Annotated in this window: 19 protein-coding genes; 10 read left to right on the top strand and 9 right to left on the bottom strand. The window is 69.1% G+C overall.

The window, feature by feature from the left end:
- Positions 1 to 124: 124 nt before the first annotated feature.
- The 5 genes from JHL17_RS00175 to JHL17_RS00195 form a co-directional block, all read right to left on the bottom strand.
- Positions 125 to 838 (bottom strand): ABC transporter ATP-binding protein, encoded by a 714-nt coding sequence (locus tag JHL17_RS00175; RefSeq protein WP_200190036.1) that lies wholly within the window; start codon positions 836 to 838, stop codon positions 125 to 127.
- The gene (locus JHL17_RS00180) at positions 828 to 1,583 is read right to left on the bottom strand and encodes an ABC transporter ATP-binding protein (RefSeq protein ID WP_200190037.1); all 756 of its coding nucleotides are present in this window, start codon (positions 1,581 to 1,583) and stop codon (positions 828 to 830) included. The genes JHL17_RS00175 and JHL17_RS00180 overlap by 11 nt, the downstream gene beginning before the upstream one ends.
- Complete coding sequence (locus JHL17_RS00185) at positions 1,580 to 2,605, bottom strand: branched-chain amino acid ABC transporter permease (RefSeq protein WP_200190038.1); 1,026 nt, start codon at positions 2,603 to 2,605, stop codon at positions 1,580 to 1,582. Before JHL17_RS00185 ends, JHL17_RS00180 begins: the two co-directional genes overlap by 4 nt.
- A complete protein-coding gene (locus JHL17_RS00190; RefSeq protein ID WP_200190039.1) occupies positions 2,602 to 3,471 on the bottom strand; it encodes a branched-chain amino acid ABC transporter permease in 870 nt (289 codons plus the stop codon). The genes JHL17_RS00185 and JHL17_RS00190 overlap by 4 nt, the downstream gene beginning before the upstream one ends.
- A 171-nt stretch (positions 3,472 to 3,642) precedes the next feature.
- Entirely contained in the window at positions 3,643 to 4,830 is a 1,188-nt protein-coding gene (locus JHL17_RS00195) for an ABC transporter substrate-binding protein (protein ID WP_200190040.1), read from the bottom strand.
- A 340-nt stretch (positions 4,831 to 5,170) separates the two neighbouring features.
- Here JHL17_RS00195 and JHL17_RS00200 point away from each other — a divergent pair, with 340 nt between their 5' ends.
- From JHL17_RS00200 to pcaG, 8 genes are all read left to right on the top strand, one after another.
- A complete protein-coding gene (locus JHL17_RS00200) occupies positions 5,171 to 6,031 on the top strand; it encodes a CoA transferase subunit A (RefSeq protein ID WP_200190041.1) in 861 nt (286 codons plus the stop codon).
- A complete protein-coding gene (locus JHL17_RS00205) occupies positions 6,031 to 6,843 on the top strand; it encodes a CoA-transferase subunit beta (protein ID WP_200190042.1) in 813 nt (270 codons plus the stop codon). The genes JHL17_RS00200 and JHL17_RS00205 overlap by 1 nt, the downstream gene beginning before the upstream one ends.
- Before the next feature lie 4 nt (positions 6,844 to 6,847).
- Entirely contained in the window at positions 6,848 to 8,047 is a 1,200-nt protein-coding gene (pcaF, locus tag JHL17_RS00210) for a 3-oxoadipyl-CoA thiolase (protein WP_200190043.1), read from the top strand.
- A gap of 166 nt (positions 8,048 to 8,213) precedes the next feature.
- Entirely contained in the window at positions 8,214 to 9,011 is a 798-nt protein-coding gene (gene pcaD, locus JHL17_RS00215) for a 3-oxoadipate enol-lactonase (RefSeq protein WP_200190044.1), read from the top strand.
- Positions 9,011 to 9,424 carry a 4-carboxymuconolactone decarboxylase gene (gene pcaC / locus JHL17_RS00220; RefSeq protein WP_211113253.1) on the top strand — a complete coding sequence of 138 codons (414 nt, stop codon included), beginning with the start codon at positions 9,011 to 9,013 and terminating at the stop codon, positions 9,422 to 9,424. Before pcaD ends, pcaC begins: the two co-directional genes overlap by 1 nt.
- 5 nt (positions 9,425 to 9,429) lie before the next feature.
- Positions 9,430 to 10,827 (top strand): 3-carboxy-cis,cis-muconate cycloisomerase, encoded by a 1,398-nt coding sequence (locus JHL17_RS00225; RefSeq protein WP_200190045.1) that lies wholly within the window; start codon positions 9,430 to 9,432, stop codon positions 10,825 to 10,827.
- Positions 10,828 to 10,953: 126 nt separating this feature from the next.
- Positions 10,954 to 11,676 (top strand): protocatechuate 3,4-dioxygenase subunit beta, encoded by a 723-nt coding sequence (gene pcaH / locus JHL17_RS00230; RefSeq protein WP_200190046.1) that lies wholly within the window; start codon positions 10,954 to 10,956, stop codon positions 11,674 to 11,676.
- 5 nt (positions 11,677 to 11,681) lie between these two features.
- Positions 11,682 to 12,239: a protocatechuate 3,4-dioxygenase subunit alpha gene (pcaG, locus tag JHL17_RS00235; RefSeq protein WP_200190047.1), complete on the top strand. Its 558-nt coding sequence runs from the start codon at positions 11,682 to 11,684 to the stop codon at positions 12,237 to 12,239.
- Positions 12,240 to 12,331: 92 nt separating this feature from the next.
- Here the strand turns inward: pcaG and JHL17_RS00240 are convergent, their stop codons facing one another.
- The 4 genes from JHL17_RS00240 to JHL17_RS00255 are packed head-to-tail and all read right to left on the bottom strand — an operon-like array spanning position 12,332 to position 16,012.
- Complete coding sequence (locus JHL17_RS00240) at positions 12,332 to 13,351, bottom strand: TRAP transporter substrate-binding protein (protein ID WP_200190048.1); 1,020 nt, start codon at positions 13,349 to 13,351, stop codon at positions 12,332 to 12,334.
- Positions 13,352 to 13,405: 54 nt separating this feature from the next.
- The gene (locus JHL17_RS00245; RefSeq protein WP_200190049.1) at positions 13,406 to 14,683 is read right to left on the bottom strand and encodes a TRAP transporter large permease; all 1,278 of its coding nucleotides are present in this window, start codon (positions 14,681 to 14,683) and stop codon (positions 13,406 to 13,408) included.
- A gap of 40 nt (positions 14,684 to 14,723) precedes the next feature.
- Positions 14,724 to 15,311 carry a TRAP transporter small permease gene (locus JHL17_RS00250; RefSeq protein ID WP_200190050.1) on the bottom strand — a complete coding sequence of 196 codons (588 nt, stop codon included), beginning with the start codon at positions 15,309 to 15,311 and terminating at the stop codon, positions 14,724 to 14,726.
- Positions 15,308 to 16,012, bottom strand: coding sequence for a gluconokinase (locus JHL17_RS00255; protein WP_200190051.1), 705 nt, complete (start codon positions 16,010 to 16,012; stop codon positions 15,308 to 15,310). Before JHL17_RS00255 ends, JHL17_RS00250 begins: the two co-directional genes overlap by 4 nt.
- Positions 16,013 to 16,404: 392 nt before the next feature.
- On the opposite strand from JHL17_RS00255, the gene gntR reads away from it, so the two are divergent.
- On the top strand, positions 16,405 to 17,469 hold the full coding sequence (gntR, locus tag JHL17_RS00260) for an HTH-type transcriptional regulator GntR (protein WP_345773722.1): 1,065 nt from the start codon (positions 16,405 to 16,407) through the stop codon (positions 17,467 to 17,469).
- Positions 17,470 to 17,589: 120 nt separating this feature from the next.
- Positions 17,590 to 19,089, top strand: a complete 1,500-nt coding sequence (locus JHL17_RS00265; protein ID WP_200190052.1) for a thymidine phosphorylase family protein — start codon at positions 17,590 to 17,592, stop codon at positions 19,087 to 19,089.
- Positions 19,090 to 19,158 lie beyond the last annotated feature (69 nt).

Consider the following 19,158-nt stretch of genomic DNA (forward strand, 5'->3'; position numbering starts at 1 on the left):
AGGCGGGAGGGTGAGGGGGATGCCAAGAATCCCGAACCGCATGGTTCCTTGCACGCCCCCTCACCCTTCCCAAGCTTCGCTTGGGCCCCTTCCCTCTCCCGGGACGGGAGAGGGTGTTTTCCCCCTACGCCGCCAGCGCCACGCCGAGATGCCGCTCCAGCAGCGCCGGATCGGCCTTCGCCTGCGCCGCCGGCCCGGCATGCACCACCCGGCCGCGGTCGAGGAAGACCACGCGGTCGGCGAAGTCCAGCGCCCGGTCGACCTGCTGCTCCACCAGGACGATGGTCATGTCCAGTTTCGACAGCGCCGCCATCAGCGTGTCGCAGATCACCGGCGCCAGCCCCTCCAGCGGTTCGTCCAGCAGCAGCACCGTCGGCTTGCCGAGCAGCGCGCGGGCGACCGACAGCATCTGCTGCTCGCCGCCCGACAATTCGCCGCCGCCGTTGCGCCGCCGCTCGCCCAGCCGGGGGAACAGCGCGTAGGCCTCCTCCAGCGCCGAGCGCGGACGGCCCTTCAGCCCGGCGACGAGGTTCTCCTCCACCGTCAGCGACTTGAAGATGTCGCGGGTCTGCGGCACATAGCCCAGCCCGGCCGCCGCACGACCCGAACTGTTCATCCCGCCGAGCTCCACCCCATCCAGCTTCATACCGCCGCCATGGCGCGTGGTCTGGCCGACCAGAGTCGCCAGCGTCGTCGTCTTCCCCACCCCGTTGCGGCCGAGCAGCGCCAGACGCCCGCCCGTCGGCACGGCAAAGGAAATGCCGTCGAGGATCAGCGTCTTGCCGTAGCCGGCCCGCAATTCCACGACCTCAAGCGATCCGACCGGTTCAGCGGGCATCGGCGCGGCTCCCCAGATAGACCTCGCGCACGCGCGGGTCGGCGACGATCTCCTTGGCGGTGCCGCTGCACAGCAGCCGCCCCTGCGCCAGCACGACGATGGTTCTGGCGAAGCGGAAGACGAGGTCCATGTCGTGCTCGATCATCAATACCGCCAGATCCTCGGGCAGCCGGTCGATGGCGTCGAGGATGCGCTGGCTTTCCGAATGGGGCACGCCGGCCGCCGGCTCGTCCAAAATCAGCACCTTCGGCTTCATCGCCAGCGCCAGCGCGATCTCCAGCAGCCGCTGCTGCCCGTAGGCCAGCGACCCGACCGCCGTGTGCGCCGCCTGGGTCAGCCCCATGGTGTCGAGCAGCCCCGCCACCTCGTCGGCCAGCCCGGCCACCTTGCCGACGCTGGCGAACAGGCGGAAGGTGCGGCGGTCGCGTTGCAGGACGGCCAGCTCCAGATGCTCGCGCACCGTCATCGACTTGAACAGCCGCGCGACCTGGAAGCTGCGGATCAACCCCAGCCGCACCCGCTCCGCCGCCGGCAGTCTGGTGATGTCGCGGCCGGCCAGCCGGATGGTGCCGGCGCTGGGCGGGATCACCCCGGTGACGAGGTTGACGAAGGTCGTCTTCCCCGCGCCGTTCGGCCCGATCAGGGCACAGCGGTCGCCGGCATTCAGCGTCATGGAGATGTCGGCCGACACCTGGAGGCCGCCGAAATTCTTGGCCAACCCCTCGACTTCCAGAAGCTTCGTCATGCCCGGTCCTCCTTCCTCCGAAGCAGCCCGCCCAGCCGCTCCAAACCCGACGCGATGCCGCCGGGCAGGAACAGGACGATGCCGATCAGGAACAGGCCGATGAAGCCCATCCAGTGGAAGGGGTCGCTGGCGGCCAGGATGTGGTGGATGCCCATGAAGGCCGCCGTGCCGATCACCGCGCCATAGAGCCGCCCGGTGCCGCCCAGCACCAGCATCACCAGCGCCTCCGCCGACCAGGGGAAGCCGGCGCTGTCCAGCCCAACGATGCCGCTGGTCACCGCGGTCAGCGCTCCCGCCACCCCAGCGAACACTCCGGCGACGGCATAGAGCGCCACCAGATAGGATTTCGGCGAGCCGCCGATGGCGGAGATCCGCAGGGGATCCTCCCTAACCCCGCGGCAGGCCAGCCCGAAGGGCGAGCGCATGATCCGCCGCGCCACCAGCAGCCCGGCCACCAGCACCGCCAGCGCGAACAGGTAGGAGGTGCGGCCGAACATGTCGAAGCGGAACAGCCCCAGCACCGGCGCCGGGTCGATGCCCGACAGCCCGTCGCTGCCGCCGGTCCAGTCGCGCGCCTTGTTGGCGACCTCCTGCACGATCTGCCCGACGGCGATGGTCAGCATCAGCAGGGTCAGCCCGCGGGCGTGCAGGATCAGCGCGCCGGTCGCCAGCGCGATTCCCCCGCCGGCAATCCCGCCGGCCGCCAGCATGGCGAAGGGATCGTTGATCCAGTTGACCGCGACGATGCCGGCGGCATAGGCGCCGGTGCCGAACATCGCCGCCTGCCCCAGCGTGGCGATCCCGCCATAGCCGAGCACGAGGTCGAGCGACAGCACGAACAGCGCCGAGGCGGCGATGCGGGTCAGCAGAGCCAGATCGTCCGGCAGCAGCCAGTAGGCGGCCAGCCCGACCGCCGCGACCAGCGGGATGCCGATCCAGCCGAGATCGCGGCGGGCCGCCGGCGGGGTGTGCCGGCTCACCGGATCGCTCATCGGGTCGGGGCGCTCGGCGACGCTCGTCATGCCGCCCTCCCTTTGAAGAAGCCGTGGGGCCAGCGGAACAGGATCAGGATCAGCGCGGCATAGAAGAAGAACTCGCCGAAATTCGGGATCAGGTATTTGCCGGCGGTGTCGACGATGCCAAGCGCCAGCGCCGCCGCCGCCGATCCGAAGATGCTGCCGGCCCCGCCGACCGCCACCACCGCCAGGAACAGCACGATGTAGCGGATGGCGTAGTAGGGCTCCAGCGGAAGAAGCTCCGCCCCCAGCACGCCGCCCAGCGCCGCCAGCCCGGTGCCGAGCGCGAAGGTCGCCAGATAGAGCCGTTCGGTCCGGATGCCCAGCGCCGCCGCCATGGCGGGATCATCGACCGCCGCGCGCAGCCGGATGCCGAAATCGGTGCGCTCCAGCAGCCACCACAGCCCCAGCAGGGTCGCCGCCCCGGCGGCGATCACGAAGGCGCGGTGGGTCGGGATCGCCTTCGGCCCCAGCTCCACCGTGCCGGTCAGCATCTCGGGCAGCGGAATGCGCTTCAGCGTCGGGCCGAACAGATAGTTGATGCCGGCGACGATGACGAAGGTCAGGCCGATGGTCAGCAGCACCTGCGCCAGCTCGTTGGCCGAGCCGTAGATGCGCCGGTACAGCAGCCGTTCCAGCGGCAGGGTCGCCAGCACCGTCAGCGCCACCGCCACGACCAGCGCCAGCCCATAGGACAGCCCGGCTGTCTGCGCGGCATAGGAGGCGACATAGCCGCCGACCATGGCGAAGGCGCCATGCGCCAGATTGACCACCCGCATCAGCCCCAGCGTCACCGACAGCCCGACGGAGATGATGAAGAGGATCATGCCGTAGGCGACCCCGTCGACGGCGATCCCGAACATGGTTTCCATGATGCCTCTCCGTCAGCCCAATCTCCCTCTCCCCCCCGGGGAGAGGGTCGGGGTGAGGGGGAAGCACCGCGTGCCTTGCCCGAAAATCCTGCCGCGCATCCCCCTCACCCCAACCCTCTCCCCAGGGGGGAGAGGGGACTCTCTATTGGTTGGGAGAGGGAAACTCCCCCCTCACTTCGCCACCTTGTACCCATAGTCCGGCTGCTTCGGAAACGCCTCCTTCTCGACATTCTCCAATTTGCCGTCGACCTTTTCGACCGTGCGCAGATAGATAGTCTGGGTGACGTGGCGGCTGTCGGGATCGATGGTCAGCGGCCCCCGCGGGCTTTCCCAGCTCATGCCCTTCACCGACTCCACCGCCTTGGCGCCGTCGATCTTGCCGCCGCCGCCGTTCTTGATCATCTGATAGATGACGTGCACGCCGTCATAGGCGCCGACCGAGCTGAATGTGACGGTGTCGGTCGAGCCGAACATCTCCTTGTGCTTGGCGACGAAGGCCTTGTTCATCGCCGAATCGTGGGCGCGGCTGTAGTTGAAGCTGGTGGTGACGCCCAGCGCCGCATCGCCCAGCGCCGGCAGGTCCGGTTCCTGGGTCAGGTCGCCGGGGCCGAAGAATTTGATGCCGGCCGCCTTCAGGCCGGTGTCGCTGAAGGCCTTGGTGAAGGCCAGGGTCGTCGGGCCGGCCGGCAGGAAGGCGTAGACCGCTTCCGCGCCCGAATCCTTGATGCGCTGCATGAAGGGGGCGAAGTCGGTCGACTTCAGCGGCATGCGGATGCTGTCCACCACCGTGCCGCCATGCTTCTCGAAGGTGGTCTTGAAGGCGGCTTCGCCATCGAGGCCGGGACCATAGTCGCTGACCGCCGACACCGCCTTCTTGATGCCCTGCTTGGCCATGTATTCGGCCAGCGGCACGGTGTTCTGCCACAGCGTGAAGGAGGTGCGGACATAGCGCGGCGACTTCTCCGTGATGGCGGAGGTCGCGGCGTTGAAGATCACGCAGGGAATGTTCGCCTCGTCGATCAGCGGGGCGACGGCCAGCGCGTCGGGGGTGAAGAAATAGCCGGCGAGGAAGGAGACCTTCTCCTTGACGATCAGCTCCTGCGACAGCGCCTTGCTTTGTGCCGGATTCGCCTGATCGAGATCCTTGTAGACGAACTCCACCGTGTCGTTGCCGACGGTCTTGCCATGCTGGGCCTGATAGACCTCGATCGCCTCCCGGAAGGTCTTGCCGGCGACGCCGAACGGCCCGGAGAAGGGCGCCACGACGCCGACCTTGATGGTGGCGGCTCCGGCCGGACCGGCCGCCAGCGCCAGGCCGAACGCCGTGCCCAGCAGCGCGTTGCGCAGAGTCCTCGTCATCGTCCCTCCCACATGTGACCATTGTCCGGTACCGGAAACCTTCGTCCCGGTCGGCGACTGTTTCGCCAACCGTACTGAGGGATGCCCGAACCGTCAAGTTCGATACTTGGCTTAAAGTTCTATAATCGCACGAACTTACAGTCTCGGTTATCCAATTGAAATATTGGGATTTCCAGCTTTCATTCCAGCCGTACTATCGGAAATTCCCAATGCTGCGCCGCAATATGGGCGATAATCGTACATTATGTATGTTTTTCGCCCTTGACAGCCGCCGAACACCGTCGCCACTCTGGGCTTAAAGACGAATACTCGTGCGGTTTCCGCACATTCGGGAGGTCATATGGCTAACATCACGCCCCTGCGCGAGGCGGTGGCGAGCCTCGTGCACGACGGCGACACCGTCGCCCTGGAAGGGTTCACCCACCTGATTCCCCATGCCGCCGGCCACGAGATCGTCCGGCAGGGCCGGCGCGACCTGACGCTGGTGCGCATGACGCCGGACCTGATCTACGACCAGCTGATCGGCATGGGCTGTGCGGCGAAGCTGATCTTCTCCTGGGGCGGCAATCCCGGCGTCGGCTCGCTCCACCGCTTCCGCGACGCGGTCGAACAGGGCTGGCCGCAGCGGCTCGCCATCGAAGAGCACAGCCATGCCGGCATGGCGAACGCCTATGTCGCCGGCGCCTCCAACCTGCCCTTCGCCCTGCTGCGCGGCTACACCGGCTCCGACCTGCCGAAGGTCAATCCCAACATCCGCTTCGTCGAATGCCCCTTCACCGGGGAGAAGCTGGCGGCCATCCCGTCGGTCCGCCCCGACGTGACGGTGATCCACGCCCAGAAGGCCGACCGCCGCGGCAACGTCCTGATCTGGGGCATCCTCGGCGTCCAGAAGGAGGCGGTGCTGGCCGCCAAGCGCTCCATCGTCACGGTGGAGGAGATCGTCGACGACCTGGAGGCGCCGCCCAACGCCTGCGTGCTGCCGAGCTGGGCGCTCTCCGCCGTCTGTCCCGTCCCCGGCGGCGCCTATCCGTCCTACGCTCAGGGCTATTCGGAACGCGACAACCGTTTCTACAAGGCCTGGGACCCCATCGCCCGCTCGCGCGAAACCTTCCAGGCCTGGATGCAGCGCCATGTGCTGGACACCGACGATTTCGCCGGCTTCCGCCGCGTGCTGGCCGAAAGCATGAAGGAGACCGCGTGATGCCGGCCGAAGCCAACGCCGAAACTCTCGATTTCACCGCGACCGAGATCATGACGGTGGCGGCTAGCCGCCTGCTGAAAGACGGCACCGTCTGCTTCGTCGGCATCGGCCTGCCGTCGACCGCCGCCAACCTCGCCCGGCTGACCCATGCGCCGGACGTGGTGCTGATCTATGAATCCGGTCCGATCGGCGCCAAGCCGACGGTGCTGCCGCTGTCGATCGGCGACGGCGACCTCGCGCTGACCGCCGACACCGTGGTCGGCACGCCGGAGATCTTCCGCTACTGGCTGCAGGGCGGGCGGATCGATGTCGGCTTCCTCGGCGCTGCCCAGGTCGACCGCTTCGCCAACATCAACACCACCGTCATCGGCCCCTACGACACGCCCAAGGTGCGGCTGCCCGGTGCCGGCGGGGCGCCGGAGATCGCCTCCCAGGCCAAGGAGGTCTTCATCGTCCTGAAGCAGAGCCCGAAGGCCTTCGTCGCCAAGCTGCCCTTCGTCACCTCGGCGGGCTATCTCGACGGCGGCGACGCGCGGGCCAGGGCCGGCATCCCCGGCGCCGGGCCGACCGCGGTCATCACCGATCTCGGCATCCTCACCCCCGACCCGGTGACCAAGGAACTGACCCTGACCAGCATCCATCCCGGCGTGACGGTGGAGCAGGTGAAGGCGGCCACCGGCTGGGAGCTGAAGATCGCGCCCGACCTGAAGACGACCGAGATCCCGGACGCCGGCGCGCTGGCCGCGCTGCGCGACCTCCAGGCCCGCACCGCCGCCGCCCACGGCCAAGCCGGTGGCGGCGGGGAAGGATGACATCATGACCGAAGCCTACATCTGCGACGCCATCCGCACCCCCGTCGGCCGCTATGCAGGATCCCTGTCGTCGGTGCGCGCCGACGATCTCGGTGCCGTGCCGATCCGCGCACTGATGCAGCGCAACCCCGCGGTCGACTGGGCGGCGGTGGACGACGTCATCTATGGCTGCGCCAACCAGGCCGGCGAGGACAACCGCAACGTCGCCCGCATGTCGGCGCTGCTGGCGGGCCTGCCCGACGCGGTGCCGGGCACGACGATGAACCGGCTCTGCGGCTCCGGTCTCGACGCGCTCGCCACCGCTGCCCGCGCCATCAAGGCGGGCGAGGCCGAGCTGATGATCGCCGGTGGGGTGGAGAGCATGAGCCGTGCCCCCTTCGTCATGGGCAAGGCGGACGCTCCCTTCTCCCGGCAGGCCGAGATCTTCGACACCACCATCGGCTGGCGCTTCGTCAACCCGGCGATGAAGGCTGCCTACGGCGTCGATTCGATGCCGGAGACGGCGGAGAACGTCGCCGACGACTGGAAGATCGCCCGCGCCGACCAGGATTCCTTCGCGCTGCGCAGCCAGGACCGCGCCGCCCGCGCCATCGCCGACGGCAGCATGGCCCGCGAGATCGTCCCCGTCACCATCCGGACCCGCAAGGGCGAGACGGTGGTGACGACCGACGAGCATCCCCGCGCCACCACCATCGAGGCGCTGTCGGCGCTGAAGCCCATCGTCCGCCCCGGCGGCACCATCACCGCCGGCAATGCGTCCGGCGTCAACGACGGCGCCGCCGCCCTGCTGATCGCGTCGGAAGCGGCGGTGAAGCGCTTCGGCCTGACCCCGCGCGCCCGCATCGTCGGCGGCGCCACCGCCGGCGTGCCGCCCCGCGTCATGGGCATCGGCCCGGTCCCCGCCACCCGCAAGCTGCTGGAACGGCTCGGCCGCACCATCGCCGGCATCGACCTGATCGAGCTGAACGAGGCCTTCGCCGCCCAGGCGCTGGCCGTCCTGCGCGAGCTTGGCCTGCCCGACGATGCCGCCCATGTGAACCCGAACGGCGGCGGCATCGCGCTCGGCCATCCGCTCGGCATGAGCGGCGCCCGTCTGGCGACCACCGCCGTCCACCAGCTCGAACAGTCCGGCGGCCGGACCGCGCTCTGCACCATGTGCATCGGCGTCGGCCAGGGCATCGCGGTGATGATCGAGCGGGTGTAGCCGTCAACGTTAGACCCCCACCTATCCTCCCCCACTGGGTGGGGGAGGGACTGCCGCCGCCCTCCCAGACAAGCGCTTGTCCCCTCCCCCGCGAGAGCGGGGGAGGGTTAGGGTGGGGGCACCGTCAGCCGATACCTGACCAGAACAACAACCACAGGCGGGCCCCATGCCCTTCATCGAAGCCGCCGGCATCACCCAGCATTACGACCTGACCGGCCCGGCCGACGCGCCGGTGCTGCTGTTCGCCAACTCGATCGGCACCAGCTTCCACATCTGGGACGCCGTGGTGCCCCACCTGTCGCAGCGCTACCGCATCCTGCGCTACGACATGCGCGGCCACGGCCTGACCCAGGTGACGCCGGTGACGGAAGCGTCCGGCTACAGCATGGACCTGCTGGCCGACGACGCCGCCGGCCTGCTCGACGCCCTCGGCATCGCGCGGGCCCATGTCTGCGGCCTGTCGATCGGCGGCATGATGGCCCAGCGCCTCGCCGTCAAGGCGCCGGCCCGCGTGCATGGCCTGATCCTGTGCGACACCGCCGGCGTCATCGGCCCGCAATCGATCTGGGCCGACCGCATCGCCGCCATCCGCGCCCGCGGCATGACCGCGATTTCCGACGGGGTGATGGCCCGCTGGTTCACGCAAGGGTTCCGCGACGGCCGGCCCGACCAGATCCGCGGCTACACCGCCATGGTCGCCCGCACCACCGAGGACGGCTATGTCGGCTGTTCCATGGCGATCCGCGACGCCGACCTGCGCGCCGCCAACGCCGCCATCGCCGCCCCCACCTTGGTGATCTGCGGCGCGGAGGACGTGGCGACCCCGCCCGGCGTCGCCCGCGAACTGGCCGCCGGCATCCCCGGCGCCCGCTTCGAACTGCTGCCCGGCGCCGCCCACATCCCCGGCGTCGAGAAGCCGGCGGAACTGGCCGCCCTGATCGATGGCTTCCTGGGGGATCTGTGATGGCCGACCGTGAAATAAAGGATAAGGACCTCTACGACCGCGGCATGGCGGTGCGCCGTTCGGTCCTGGGCGACGCCCATGTCGACCGCTCGCTGGAGCGCGCCACCGATTTCGACGCCGATTTCCAGGAATTCATCACCAAGACCGCCTGGGGCCAGATCTGGACCCGGCCGGGGCTGGACATCCGGACACGCAGCATGCTGACCATCGCCATGCTGGCGGCGCTCGGCAAGGACGGCGAGTTGAAGCTGCACATCCGCGCCACCCGCAACACCGGCGTCACCCGCGCCGAGGTGAAGGAAATCCTGATGCAGGCCGCCGTCTATGCCGGCGTCCCGGCCGGAAACCACGCCATCGCGCTGGCCCGCGCCGTCTACGCCGAGATGGATGAAGAGGACGCGAAGAAGGGGTGAAGCCCATGACCGACCCTCGTTCCGACAATCGCACCGCCACCCCTTGGGCCGACCCGCTGCTCGACCCGCTCTTCACCACCGACGCGGCGGCCGACGCTTTCTCCCCCGCGGCACGGCTACAGGGCATGCTCGATTTCGAGGCGGCGCTGGCGCGGGCGGAGGCGGCGGTCGGCGTCATCCCCTCCCATGCCGTCGCCGCCATCGAGGCGGCCTGCAAGGCCGGGCTTTACCGCCTCGACGCGCTGGGGGCGGAAGCGGCGCTGGCCGGCAACACCGCCATCCCGATGGTCAAGCACCTGACCCGCAGGGTGAAGGCCGCCGACGAGGAATCCTCCCGCTACGTCCATTGGGGCGCCACCAGCCAGGACGCCATGGACAGCGGACTGATGCTGCAACTGCGCCGCTTCCTCGACGCCCTCGACGCCGATCTGGCGGCCCTCGCCGACGGCCTGGCCGACCTCGCCGACCGCCACCGTGCCACGCCGATGGTCGCCCGCACCTGGCTTCAGCACGCCCTGCCCACCACCTTCGGCCTGAAGGCCGCCGGCTGGCTCGACGCGCTGGGCCGCGACCGCCAGCGCATCGCCGCCGCCCGTGCCCGCCTCGCCCTGCAATTCGGCGGTGCCGCCGGCACGCTGGCCGCGCTCGGTGATGCCGGCCCGGCGGTGGCGGAGGCGCTGGCAGCGGAACTGGACCTCCCCTTGCCCGCCCTGCCCTGGCACGCCAGCCGCGACCGTGTCACCGAACCGGCTTCGGCGCTCGGCATCCTCGCCGGCACGCTGGGCACGCTCGGCCGCGACATCTCGCTGATGATGCAGATGGAAGTGGGCGAGGCGTTCGAACCGGCCGGCCCCGGCCGCGGCGGCTCCTCCACCATGCCGCACAAGCGCAACCCGGTGTCCTGCGCCGTCCTGCTCTCCGCCGCGATCCGCGCCCCGGCGCTGGTCGGCGGGCTGCTGGCGGCGCAGGTGCAGGAGCATGAGCGCGGCCTTGGCGGCTGGCATGCCGAATGGCAAGCGCTGCCCGACCTCTGCCGCCTCGCCGCCGGGGCCGCCCGCCATGCCCGCGAGACCGTCGCCGGCCTGACCGTCGACGCCGAGCGCATGCGGGCCAACCTGGACCTGACCCGCGGCCTGATCCTGGCAGAGGCCGTCACCATGGCGCTCGGCGACCGCATGGGCCGCATGGCCGCCCATTCCCGCGTCGCCGAAGCCAGCCGCCGCGCCGCCGAAGCCGCCCGTCCGTTGCGCGACGTGCTGGCCGAGGATGCCGAGGTGATGCAGGCGCTGGGCGCCGACGGTCTCGACCGCCTGTTCAACCCGCTGCGCTACACCGGTTCCGCCGGCCATTTCATCGAGCGCGTTCTGACGGACCATAGAGGCGCAAAGCGTCAGCAGGACTGAAAGTCCGAAAAGTGAACCATCGCGGTCCAGTCTTCGCATTTCTGAAAAATGGACCAGAGGTCCATAATGAACCCAACAGGCCGCTCAAGGCCGGATCCCTGCAATTTTCCAAGGAGGCGTCCCGAGATGGACACGGTCGTTCACGAGACGGAGGGCGATTTCGGCCCCCGCGACTGGGCACAGCACCCGCCCTACCTGTCGCCGCTCTACAAATCGACGGTGCTGCGCTCGCCGCGCAAGCCGCTGATCCCGATGAAGCAGGGCCTGTCGGTGCGCAGCGGCCCGGTCTTCGGCCAGGACAGCCTCGATCCGCTCGACCACGACCTGACGAAGAATGGCCGCGTCAACGGCGAGCCGATCGGCGAGCGCATGATCGTCACCGGCCGCGTGCTGGACGAAAGCGGCCGGCCGGTGCCGCACACGCTGCTGGAGATCTGGCAGGCCAATGCCTGCGGCCGCTACGTCCACCGCTGGGACCAGCATGATGCGCCACTCGACCCCAACTTCTTCGGGGCCGGCCGCTGCCTCACCGACGCCGAAGGCCGCTATCGCTTCACCACGATCAAGCCCGGCGCCTATCCCTGGGGCAACCACCACAACGCCTGGCGCCCGGCCCACATCCATTTCTCGCTGTTCGGGCCGTCCTTCCTGACCCGGCTGGTGACCCAGATGTATTTCCCGGGCGATCCGCTGCTGCCGCTCGACCCCATCTACAACGGGGTACCGGAAGGCGCGCGCGAGCTGCTGGTCTCGCGCTTCTCCATCGACGTGACCGAGCCGGTGTGGGCGCTCGGCTACGAGTTCGACATCGTCCTGCGCGGACGCCAAGCCACGCCGATGGAAGGCTGACCCTCATGAGCCAGATGCTGAAACAGACCCCGTCCCAGACCGTCGGTCCCTATTTCGCCTATGCCTGGACGCCGGAACTCTACGGCCGCCGCCCGCTGGCGACCAACCGGCTGGCCACCCGCGACATGCCGGGCGAGCACATCCGCATCGAAGGAACCGTCCATGACGGCGAGGGCCAGATCGTCCGCGACTGCGTGGTGGAGATCTGGCAGGCCGGCGCCGACGGCCGCCACGCCCCCGGTGCCGCCGGCTTCGGCCGCTGCGGCACCGACGACCAGGGCCGTTATTTCTTCGACACGGTGAAGCCCGGCGCCTGCGACGAGGGTCACGCCCCACACATCGCGGTCGCCGTCTTCGCCCGCGGCATGCTGAGCCACGCTTTCACCCGCCTGCACTTCTCCGACGAGACGGCGGCGAATGCGGCGGATCCGGTGCTGGCGACCGTCCCGGCCGACCGCCGCGACACCCTGATCGCGAAGCGCGCCGAGGTACCCGGCGGCGTGGTCTACCGCTTCGACATCCACATCCAGGGCGAACGGGAGACGGTGTTCTTCGACTGCTGAAGCAAGTCCGGGAAGCAGCCCAAAAGACGAAGGGGGCGGACCGGTCGTCCCGGTCCGCCCCCCTGCACCCTCACGGGTATGCGTCGCCTTAATTACTTGCGGGCGGCGGCGATGGCGGCCTGCAGGTCCTTCAGCACCTCGGCACCGCCGTCGGCGGCGTACTTGTCGAAGGCCGGCTTGACCATCTCGCGCATGCGCTCCAGCTCGGCCGGGCTCAGCTCGTTGATCTGCATGCCCTTCTCCTTCAGGTAGGCCACGCTCTGGGCCGACGCCTCGCGGCTGTCCTTGCGCTCGAAGTCGCGCGAGGCGACGGCGGCGTCCTTGAGGATCTTCTTCTCGTCCGCCGACAGGCCGTCCCACCAGCGCTTGCTGGCCAGCATGATCCACGGGCTGTAGACGTGGCGGGAGATCGTCAGGTACTTCTGCACTTCATAGAACTTGGACGACTGGATGGTGGTGACCGGGTTCTCCTGGCCGTCGACCGTGCCGGTCTCCATCGCCGTGAACAGTTCGGAGAAGGCCAGCGGCACCGCGTTGGCGCCGAAGCTGTTGAACATGTCGATGTAGACCGGGTTCTGCATCACCCGCAGCTTGATGCCGCCCATGTCCTCGACCTTGGTGATCGGCCGCTTGCTGTTGGTCAGGTTGCGGAAACCGTTCTCCCAATAGACCAGCCCGACCAGCCCCTTGTCGTCCAGCGCCTTCATCAGCTTCTCGCCGAACGGGCCGTCGAGGACGGCATCCGCCTCCTTCTCGTTGTTGAACAGGAAGGGCAGGTCGTAGACGCCGAAATCCTTGACGACGCCGACCAGGGTGGCGGTGGAGCCCACCATCATCTCCTGCGCGCCGCCGATCAGGGTGTTCTGCATCTGCATGTCGCTGCCGAGGCTGCTGTCGCCGAAGCCCTTCACCTTCAGCTTGCCGCCGCTGCGCTTGGACACCTCCTCGACGAAGAACTTGACGGCGCGGCCCTGGTTACTGTTCTCCGACAGGCCGTAGCCGAAGCGGATGATGCGGGACTTCACGTCCTGGGCAGAGGCGGTCGTGGCGGCGGCGACCGGAGCCAGCAGGGCGGCGGCGATGCCGGTGGCGAGCAGCAGTTTGCGGAACATGGTGTCGGTCTCCCTTAACCGTCTGGTGTTTCGTTGTGTTTGATCTTGTAGGCGTCAGTGGAAGATGTGCAGCGGCACGGTGACGATCTCCGGCACGGCGATCAGCAGCCCGACCAGCACGATGTAGGTCAAAAGGAAGGGCCAGATGCCCTTGGTGGCGCTTTCCAGCGAGATGCGGGCGACGCCGCACACCACGTTCAGCACCGTGCAGACCGGCGGATGGATCAGGCCCAGCGTGCCGATCAGCACGAACATCACGCCGAAATAGGTCGGGTCGATGCCGGCCTTGATCGCCAGCGGGGTCAGCACCGGACCCAGCACCAGGATGGTCGGCGTCAGGTCCATCACCGTGCCGACGGCCAGCAGCAGGACGGCGATGGCCAGCATCAACATCTTGGGATGGCTCATCAGCGGGGCCAGCAGCTCGGTCATCTGCTGCGGCAGGTCGGCCAGCGTCACCATGTAGGACGACACCAGCGCGGCGGCGCACAGGAACATGACCGTGCTGGTGGTGCGCGCCGCCTGGACCAGCAGCGGCACCAGCTGCGGCAGCGTGACCTGGCGGTAGACGAACAGCGCCACCAGCAGCGAATAGACGGCGGCGACCACCGCGGCCTCGGTCGGCGTGAAGATGCCGCCGCGCAGGCCGCCGATGATGATGACCGGCAGGGCCAAGGCCCAGATGCCGTCGATCAGCGCCTTCACCCGTTCCCGCCCGCTCGCCTTGGGCTGCAGCTTCACCGTCATGTCGCGGACGACGAAGATCCAGGCGCCGATCAGGCCCAGCCCCATCAGCAGGCCGGGGACGATGCCGCCCATGAACAGCGCGCTGATCGAGGTGTTGGTGGTCACGCCGAAGATGATGAAGGGCATGCTGGGCGGGATGATCGGGGCGATGATGCCGCCCGACGCGATCAGGCCGGCGGCGCGCGGCACCGGATAGCCGTGGTCGCGCATCATCGGGATCAGCAGCGTGGCGAGCGCCGCGGTATCGGCGATGGCCGAGCCCGACAGGCTGGCCAGCATCACCGACGCGCCGATGGTGACGTATCCCAGCCCGCCCTTGATGTGGCCGACCAGGCTGACCGCCAGGTTGATGATGCGCTGGGAGATGCCGCCGGCATTCATCAGCTCGCCGGCCAGGATGAAGAAGGGCACCGCCATCAGCGGATAGTTGTCGGCGCCGTTCAGCATGTTCTGGGCGACCAGCTGGGCGTCGAAGAAGTCCAGATGGACCATCAGCGCGACGCCGGTCAGAATCAGCGCGAAGGCGATGGGCATGCCGAGCAGCATGAAGCCGAACAGCGAGCCCAGGAAAATGGTGAGCGTCATGGCGGCGTCTCCGTCCGCAGGAAGGTCGTCTGGGCTGGGCTCAATGCTTGACGGCGGCGGCGCCCGGCAGGCCGGCCGCCGGCTCCATCGGGGGGGCCACGGCGGGGCCATGCGACTCCGGATGGTCCATCATCGTGTCGGGGTTGCCGGGAATGCGGGCGCTGGGCTGGTTGGTGACGATCCGCCACAGGTTCGCCAGCACGATCAGCGCCATGGCGATGGCCGGGAAGAAGCCGGCCGCAGCGTAGATGGCCATGGGGAAGCGCAGGACGGTGGAGAAGGTCCCCATGCCGATCAGCAGCTGGATCCAGCTGCCCTGCACGAACAGATACAGGGCGTAGAGAACCATCAGATGCGAGATCACCGCGCAGGCCCGGCGGACCTTGAAAGGCAGACGGCTCTGCAGGATCTCCAGCCCGAGATGGCGCTGGTGGCGCAGCGCCACGGTGGCGCCGAGGAACACCAGCCAGACGAACATCAGCCGCGCGATCTCCTCCGCCGCGACGATGCCGCTGCTGAAGATGTAGCGCAGGACGACGTTGCTGAAGACGAGACCAACCATGATCGCCAGCATCAGCGCCATGATCCATTCGGTGATCCGCTCCAGCAGATCCGCCACGCTCTTCATGCGTTCCCCCCGGCGGCGGAGCCGCCATTATTTGGCCCGGCGGCGGAGCCGCCATTATTCAGACCAGCGGCGGAGCCGCCATTATTGGTTCCGGTGACGCCGGTCTCTCCGGCTTCGCCGCCGGTCAGGCGGGCACAGGCGTCGGCGACGATCGCCGCGGCCGGCAGCGTCACCTCGTAGGACAGGACCGCCTCGTCGGCGCCGGGCATCTCCAGGTCGGCGAACTGGCTGTCGACCAGGGCCGTCGGCATGAAATGGGCGGTCCGCCCGCCCATCCGCGACACGATCAGCGCCTTGTCGCCATGGAGATGCAGGAAGATCACCCGCTTGGCCCCGCCGCGCAACCGGTCGCGGTAGCGCCGCTTCAGCGCCGAACAGGCGACCACCAGCCCGCGCCCCTCGCGGTCCGCCTCGGCGATGAAGCCGGCCAGCGTGCCCAGCCAGCCGTCGCGATCCTCGTCGGTCAGCGGAATGCCGGACGACATCTTGGCGATGTTGGCGGGGGGATGGTGCGCGTCGCCCTCGACGAAGCCAAGACCCAGCGCCAGCGCCAGGGTCTGGCCGACGCTGGACTTGCCGCAGCCGGCCACGCCCATCACCACGACGATCGGCGGCGCGGCCGACGGTTCGGCGGCGGACGCTTCGGCACCCGCCGGCAGGGCGGCTCCAGGAAGGGGCGACGCGATGGGAGGACCGTTCATGAGCCTGTGTTCCCGCTGTCCGGTACAGGGCGGCATCCGCGACCGGGATCGCGACAAGCCACGCACAAGGTTATGTTAGCGCTATCATATTCGAGGCACCCCGTTTAGAGTCAGCCGAGATCGGAAACCCTGGGAACCGCTGTACACGGATGACGTCGAAACGAGAGTTCGCTACTGTTAGCGCTAACCTCGATGCCCGTAAAGAGGTTTGTTCGAGGCACTGACAAACTTGTCGGCATGGCTTGTCGGCAGCGGCTTACCGGCGGGTGCGGCGGACTGTGGAGGAAGGCTCCGCGGGACTGGCGGCTCCGCCCGGTCGTGCTACACAATGCCACCCACCATCCCGCGCGCACCTCGATGGCGGCGGCCGGACTCGGAAGGACACCTCTCCTGTGACGACGGATGGCGATGATCGGCCTGCACCCCCGGCGGTCAAGACGCGCAAGCCGCGCTCCTCGCGCACCGGCCGCGCGACGATGGCGGACGTGGCGGAGCGGGTGGGCGTCAGCGCGATCACCGTATCGCGCGCCTTCAAGCGGCCGGAACTGGTGGTGCCGGAGCTTCGCCAGCGCATCCTCGACACCGCGCAGTCGATGGGCTACGTGCCGAACCAGGCGGCGAGCGCGCTCGCCTCGGCGCGGTCGATGACGGTGGCGGTGCTGATCCCGTCGATGACCAACATGGTCTTCGTCGAGACCCTGGCCGGCATCCACGACATGCTGCTGCCGCGCGGCTACCGCGCCCTCATCGGCGTCACCCACTATTCCCCGGAGGAGGAGGAGCGGCTGATCCGCACCTACCTCCAGTTCCAGCCCGACGGCCTCCTGCTGACCGGCACCGACCACACCGCGGTCGCCCGCACCTATCTGTCGGCGCTCTCCAGCCCGACCGTCCACATGATGGAGCTGCTGGACGACCCCGACAGCCTCAGCGTCGGCTGTTCGCAGGAGGAGGGCGGCCGGCTGATGACCACCCACCTGCTGGCGCGCGGCTACCGCCGCATCGGCTTCGTCGCCGTGCAGCTCGACCCCCGCACGCTCGCCCGCCTCGACGGCTACCGCCACGCGCTGGAGGAGGCCGGTCTCTACGACGAGACGCGAGTCTGGCGCCTGCCCGACCGGTCCTCGATCCAACTCGGTGCGGCGATGATCGACCGGCTGATGGCGGAGAACAGCGACTGCGACGCCGTCTTCTTCTGCAACGACGATCTGGCCCAGGGCGCGCTGTTCCAATGCCAGCGCCGGGGCATCCGCGTGCCCGGCCAACTCGCCATCGCCGGCTTCAACGACCTGCCGGCCTCGGCCTGGACCACGCCGACCCTGACCACCGTCGCCACCCCCCGCTACGCCATCGGCTGCAACGCCGCCGCCATGCTGCTCGACCTGATGGACGGCAAGGAGCCGCCGCAGCGGCGTCTCGACCTCGGCCTGACCTTCATCGCACGGGAGAGCACGTGAGGAAGCACATCCTCTCCGCCCCGCCAATGATCCGGATCAACCGCAGGGCGTAGGCGGCGGCATGGCAGCCGCGCAGGCTCGGCGTCACTGGCCGGCCGGGGCGGGCGTAGACTGCGGGACATGCTGACGCTTCGACATTTGGCGATCGACACCGTCCGGGAGAACGTCGCCTTCCTCAACCGCCGCTGCACCCGCTACCATGTCGAGGATTTCCTCGGCCTCGGCCGGGTGGAGGTGCGGAACGACGGCCGCTCCCTGCTGGCCGTGCTGAACGTCGTCGACGACCCCGCCATCGTCGGCCCCGACGAGATCGGCCTGTCCGACCCCGCCTTCGGCCAGCTCGGCCTGGCGGCGGGCTCCGCCGTCCAGCTCGTCCCCCCGACCCCGCCGGAGAGCTTCGAGCTGGTGCGCGCCAAGGTCGGCGGCGCCGCCCTGACCGACGACCAGCTTGCCGCCATCATCCGCGACATCACCGACCAGCGCTATTCCAAGATCGAGATCGCCGCCTTCCTGATCGCCTGCGCCAGCTTCATGACGACGGCGGAGGTGCTGGGCCTGACCCGCGCCATGATCGCCGCCGGCACCCGGCTGGATTGGGGCGGCCCCGGCGGGATCGCCGGCACCATCGCCGACAAGCACTGCATCGGCGGCATTCCCGGCAACCGCACCTCGATGATCGTGGTGCCGATCGTCGCCGCCCACGGCCTGCCGATCCCCAAAACCTCGTCGCGCGCCATCACGTCCCCGGCCGGCACCGCCGACACCATGGAGGTGCTGGCGAATGTCGACCTGCCGGTGGAGCGCATGCAGGCTTTGGTGCGCGAGGCCGGGGGCTGCCTGGTCTGGGGTGGCCATGTCCGGCTGTCGCCGGCCGACGACATCCTGATCTCCATCGAACGGCCGCTCGCCATCGACACCCGCGAACAGCTGGTCGCCTCCATCCTGTCGAAGAAGGCGGCGGCCGGCTCGACCCATCTGCTGATCGACATCCCCGTCGGCCCCAGCGCCAAGATCCGCAGCGCCGGCGAGGCGGTGCGGCTGCGCAAGCTGTTCGAGCATGTCGGCGACCGGCTCGGCCTGACGCTGGAGGTGGCGATCACCGACGGCTCGCAGCCGGTCGGACGCGGCATCGGCCCGGTGCTGGAGGCGCGCGACGTGATGGCGGTGCTGCGCAACGACCCGGCATCCCCCGCCGACCTGACGGAGCGCGCCCTGCTGCTGGCCGGCCGCATCCTGGAATTCGACCCCGCCGTCCGCGGCGGCTCCGGCAACCGCCGGGCGCGCGAGCTTCTGGAGTCGGGTGCCGCCCTGGCGTCCATGGAACGGATCATCGGCCTGCAGGGCCCGCCGCCCGCCGTCGCGACGCTGGGGTCGCTGGTCGCGGAGGTCGCGTCCCCCGCCGACGGGATCGTGTCGTCGCTCGACTGCTACCGCCTCGCCCGCATCGCGCGGCTGGCCGGCGCGCCCACCGACAAGGGCGCCGGCATCGACCTGCTGCGCAAGGTCGGCGAGCGCGTGCGCCGGGGCGAGCCGCTCTACCGCATCCACGCCGGCACCAACGCCGACTTCACCTTCGCCCAGGCCCATGCCGCGGATAACAGCGGGGTGGTGGTGGGATGAGGTGAGGTGAGGTGAGGTGAGGTGAGGTGAGCAGGAACCAATCTCCTTCTCCCCCTGCTCACGCGCAAA

It is taken from the genome of Azospirillum endophyticum (assembly GCF_016595245.1).
GTDB lineage: Bacteria > Pseudomonadota > Alphaproteobacteria > Azospirillales > Azospirillaceae > Azospirillum > Azospirillum endophyticum.

Bases quoted from the DNA above. Each gene is read 5' to 3' on its own strand.
- JHL17_RS00245 (WP_200190049.1), bottom strand. From the start codon at position 14,683: ATGACGCTCACCATTTTCCTGGGCTCGCTGTTCGGCTTCATGCTGCTC.
- JHL17_RS00195 (WP_200190040.1), bottom strand. From the start codon at position 4,830: ATGACGAGGACTCTGCGCAACGCGCTGCTGGGCACGGCGTTCGGCCTG.
- JHL17_RS00225 (WP_200190045.1), top strand. From the start codon at position 9,430: ATGACCGACCCTCGTTCCGACAATCGCACCGCCACCCCTTGGGCCGAC.
- JHL17_RS00240 (WP_200190048.1), bottom strand. From the start codon at position 13,351: ATGTTCCGCAAACTGCTGCTCGCCACCGGCATCGCCGCCGCCCTGCTG.
- JHL17_RS00175 (WP_200190036.1), bottom strand. From the start codon at position 838: ATGCCCGCTGAACCGGTCGGATCGCTTGAGGTCGTGGAATTGCGGGCC.
- JHL17_RS00180 (WP_200190037.1), bottom strand. From the start codon at position 1,583: ATGACGAAGCTTCTGGAAGTCGAGGGGTTGGCCAAGAATTTCGGCGGC.
- JHL17_RS00185 (WP_200190038.1), bottom strand. From the start codon at position 2,605: ATGACGAGCGTCGCCGAGCGCCCCGACCCGATGAGCGATCCGGTGAGC.
- JHL17_RS00265 (WP_200190052.1), top strand. From the start codon at position 17,590: ATGCTGACGCTTCGACATTTGGCGATCGACACCGTCCGGGAGAACGTC.
- JHL17_RS00200 (WP_200190041.1), top strand. From the start codon at position 5,171: ATGGCTAACATCACGCCCCTGCGCGAGGCGGTGGCGAGCCTCGTGCAC.
- pcaC (WP_211113253.1), top strand. From the start codon at position 9,011: ATGGCCGACCGTGAAATAAAGGATAAGGACCTCTACGACCGCGGCATG.
- pcaH (WP_200190046.1), top strand. From the start codon at position 10,954: ATGGACACGGTCGTTCACGAGACGGAGGGCGATTTCGGCCCCCGCGAC.
- JHL17_RS00190 (WP_200190039.1), bottom strand. From the start codon at position 3,471: ATGGAAACCATGTTCGGGATCGCCGTCGACGGGGTCGCCTACGGCATG.
- JHL17_RS00255 (WP_200190051.1), bottom strand. From the start codon at position 16,012: ATGAACGGTCCTCCCATCGCGTCGCCCCTTCCTGGAGCCGCCCTGCCG.
- pcaF (WP_200190043.1), top strand. From the start codon at position 6,848: ATGACCGAAGCCTACATCTGCGACGCCATCCGCACCCCCGTCGGCCGC.
- JHL17_RS00205 (WP_200190042.1), top strand. From the start codon at position 6,031: ATGCCGGCCGAAGCCAACGCCGAAACTCTCGATTTCACCGCGACCGAG.
- JHL17_RS00250 (WP_200190050.1), bottom strand. From the start codon at position 15,311: ATGAAGAGCGTGGCGGATCTGCTGGAGCGGATCACCGAATGGATCATG.
- pcaD (WP_200190044.1), top strand. From the start codon at position 8,214: ATGCCCTTCATCGAAGCCGCCGGCATCACCCAGCATTACGACCTGACC.
- pcaG (WP_200190047.1), top strand. From the start codon at position 11,682: ATGAGCCAGATGCTGAAACAGACCCCGTCCCAGACCGTCGGTCCCTAT.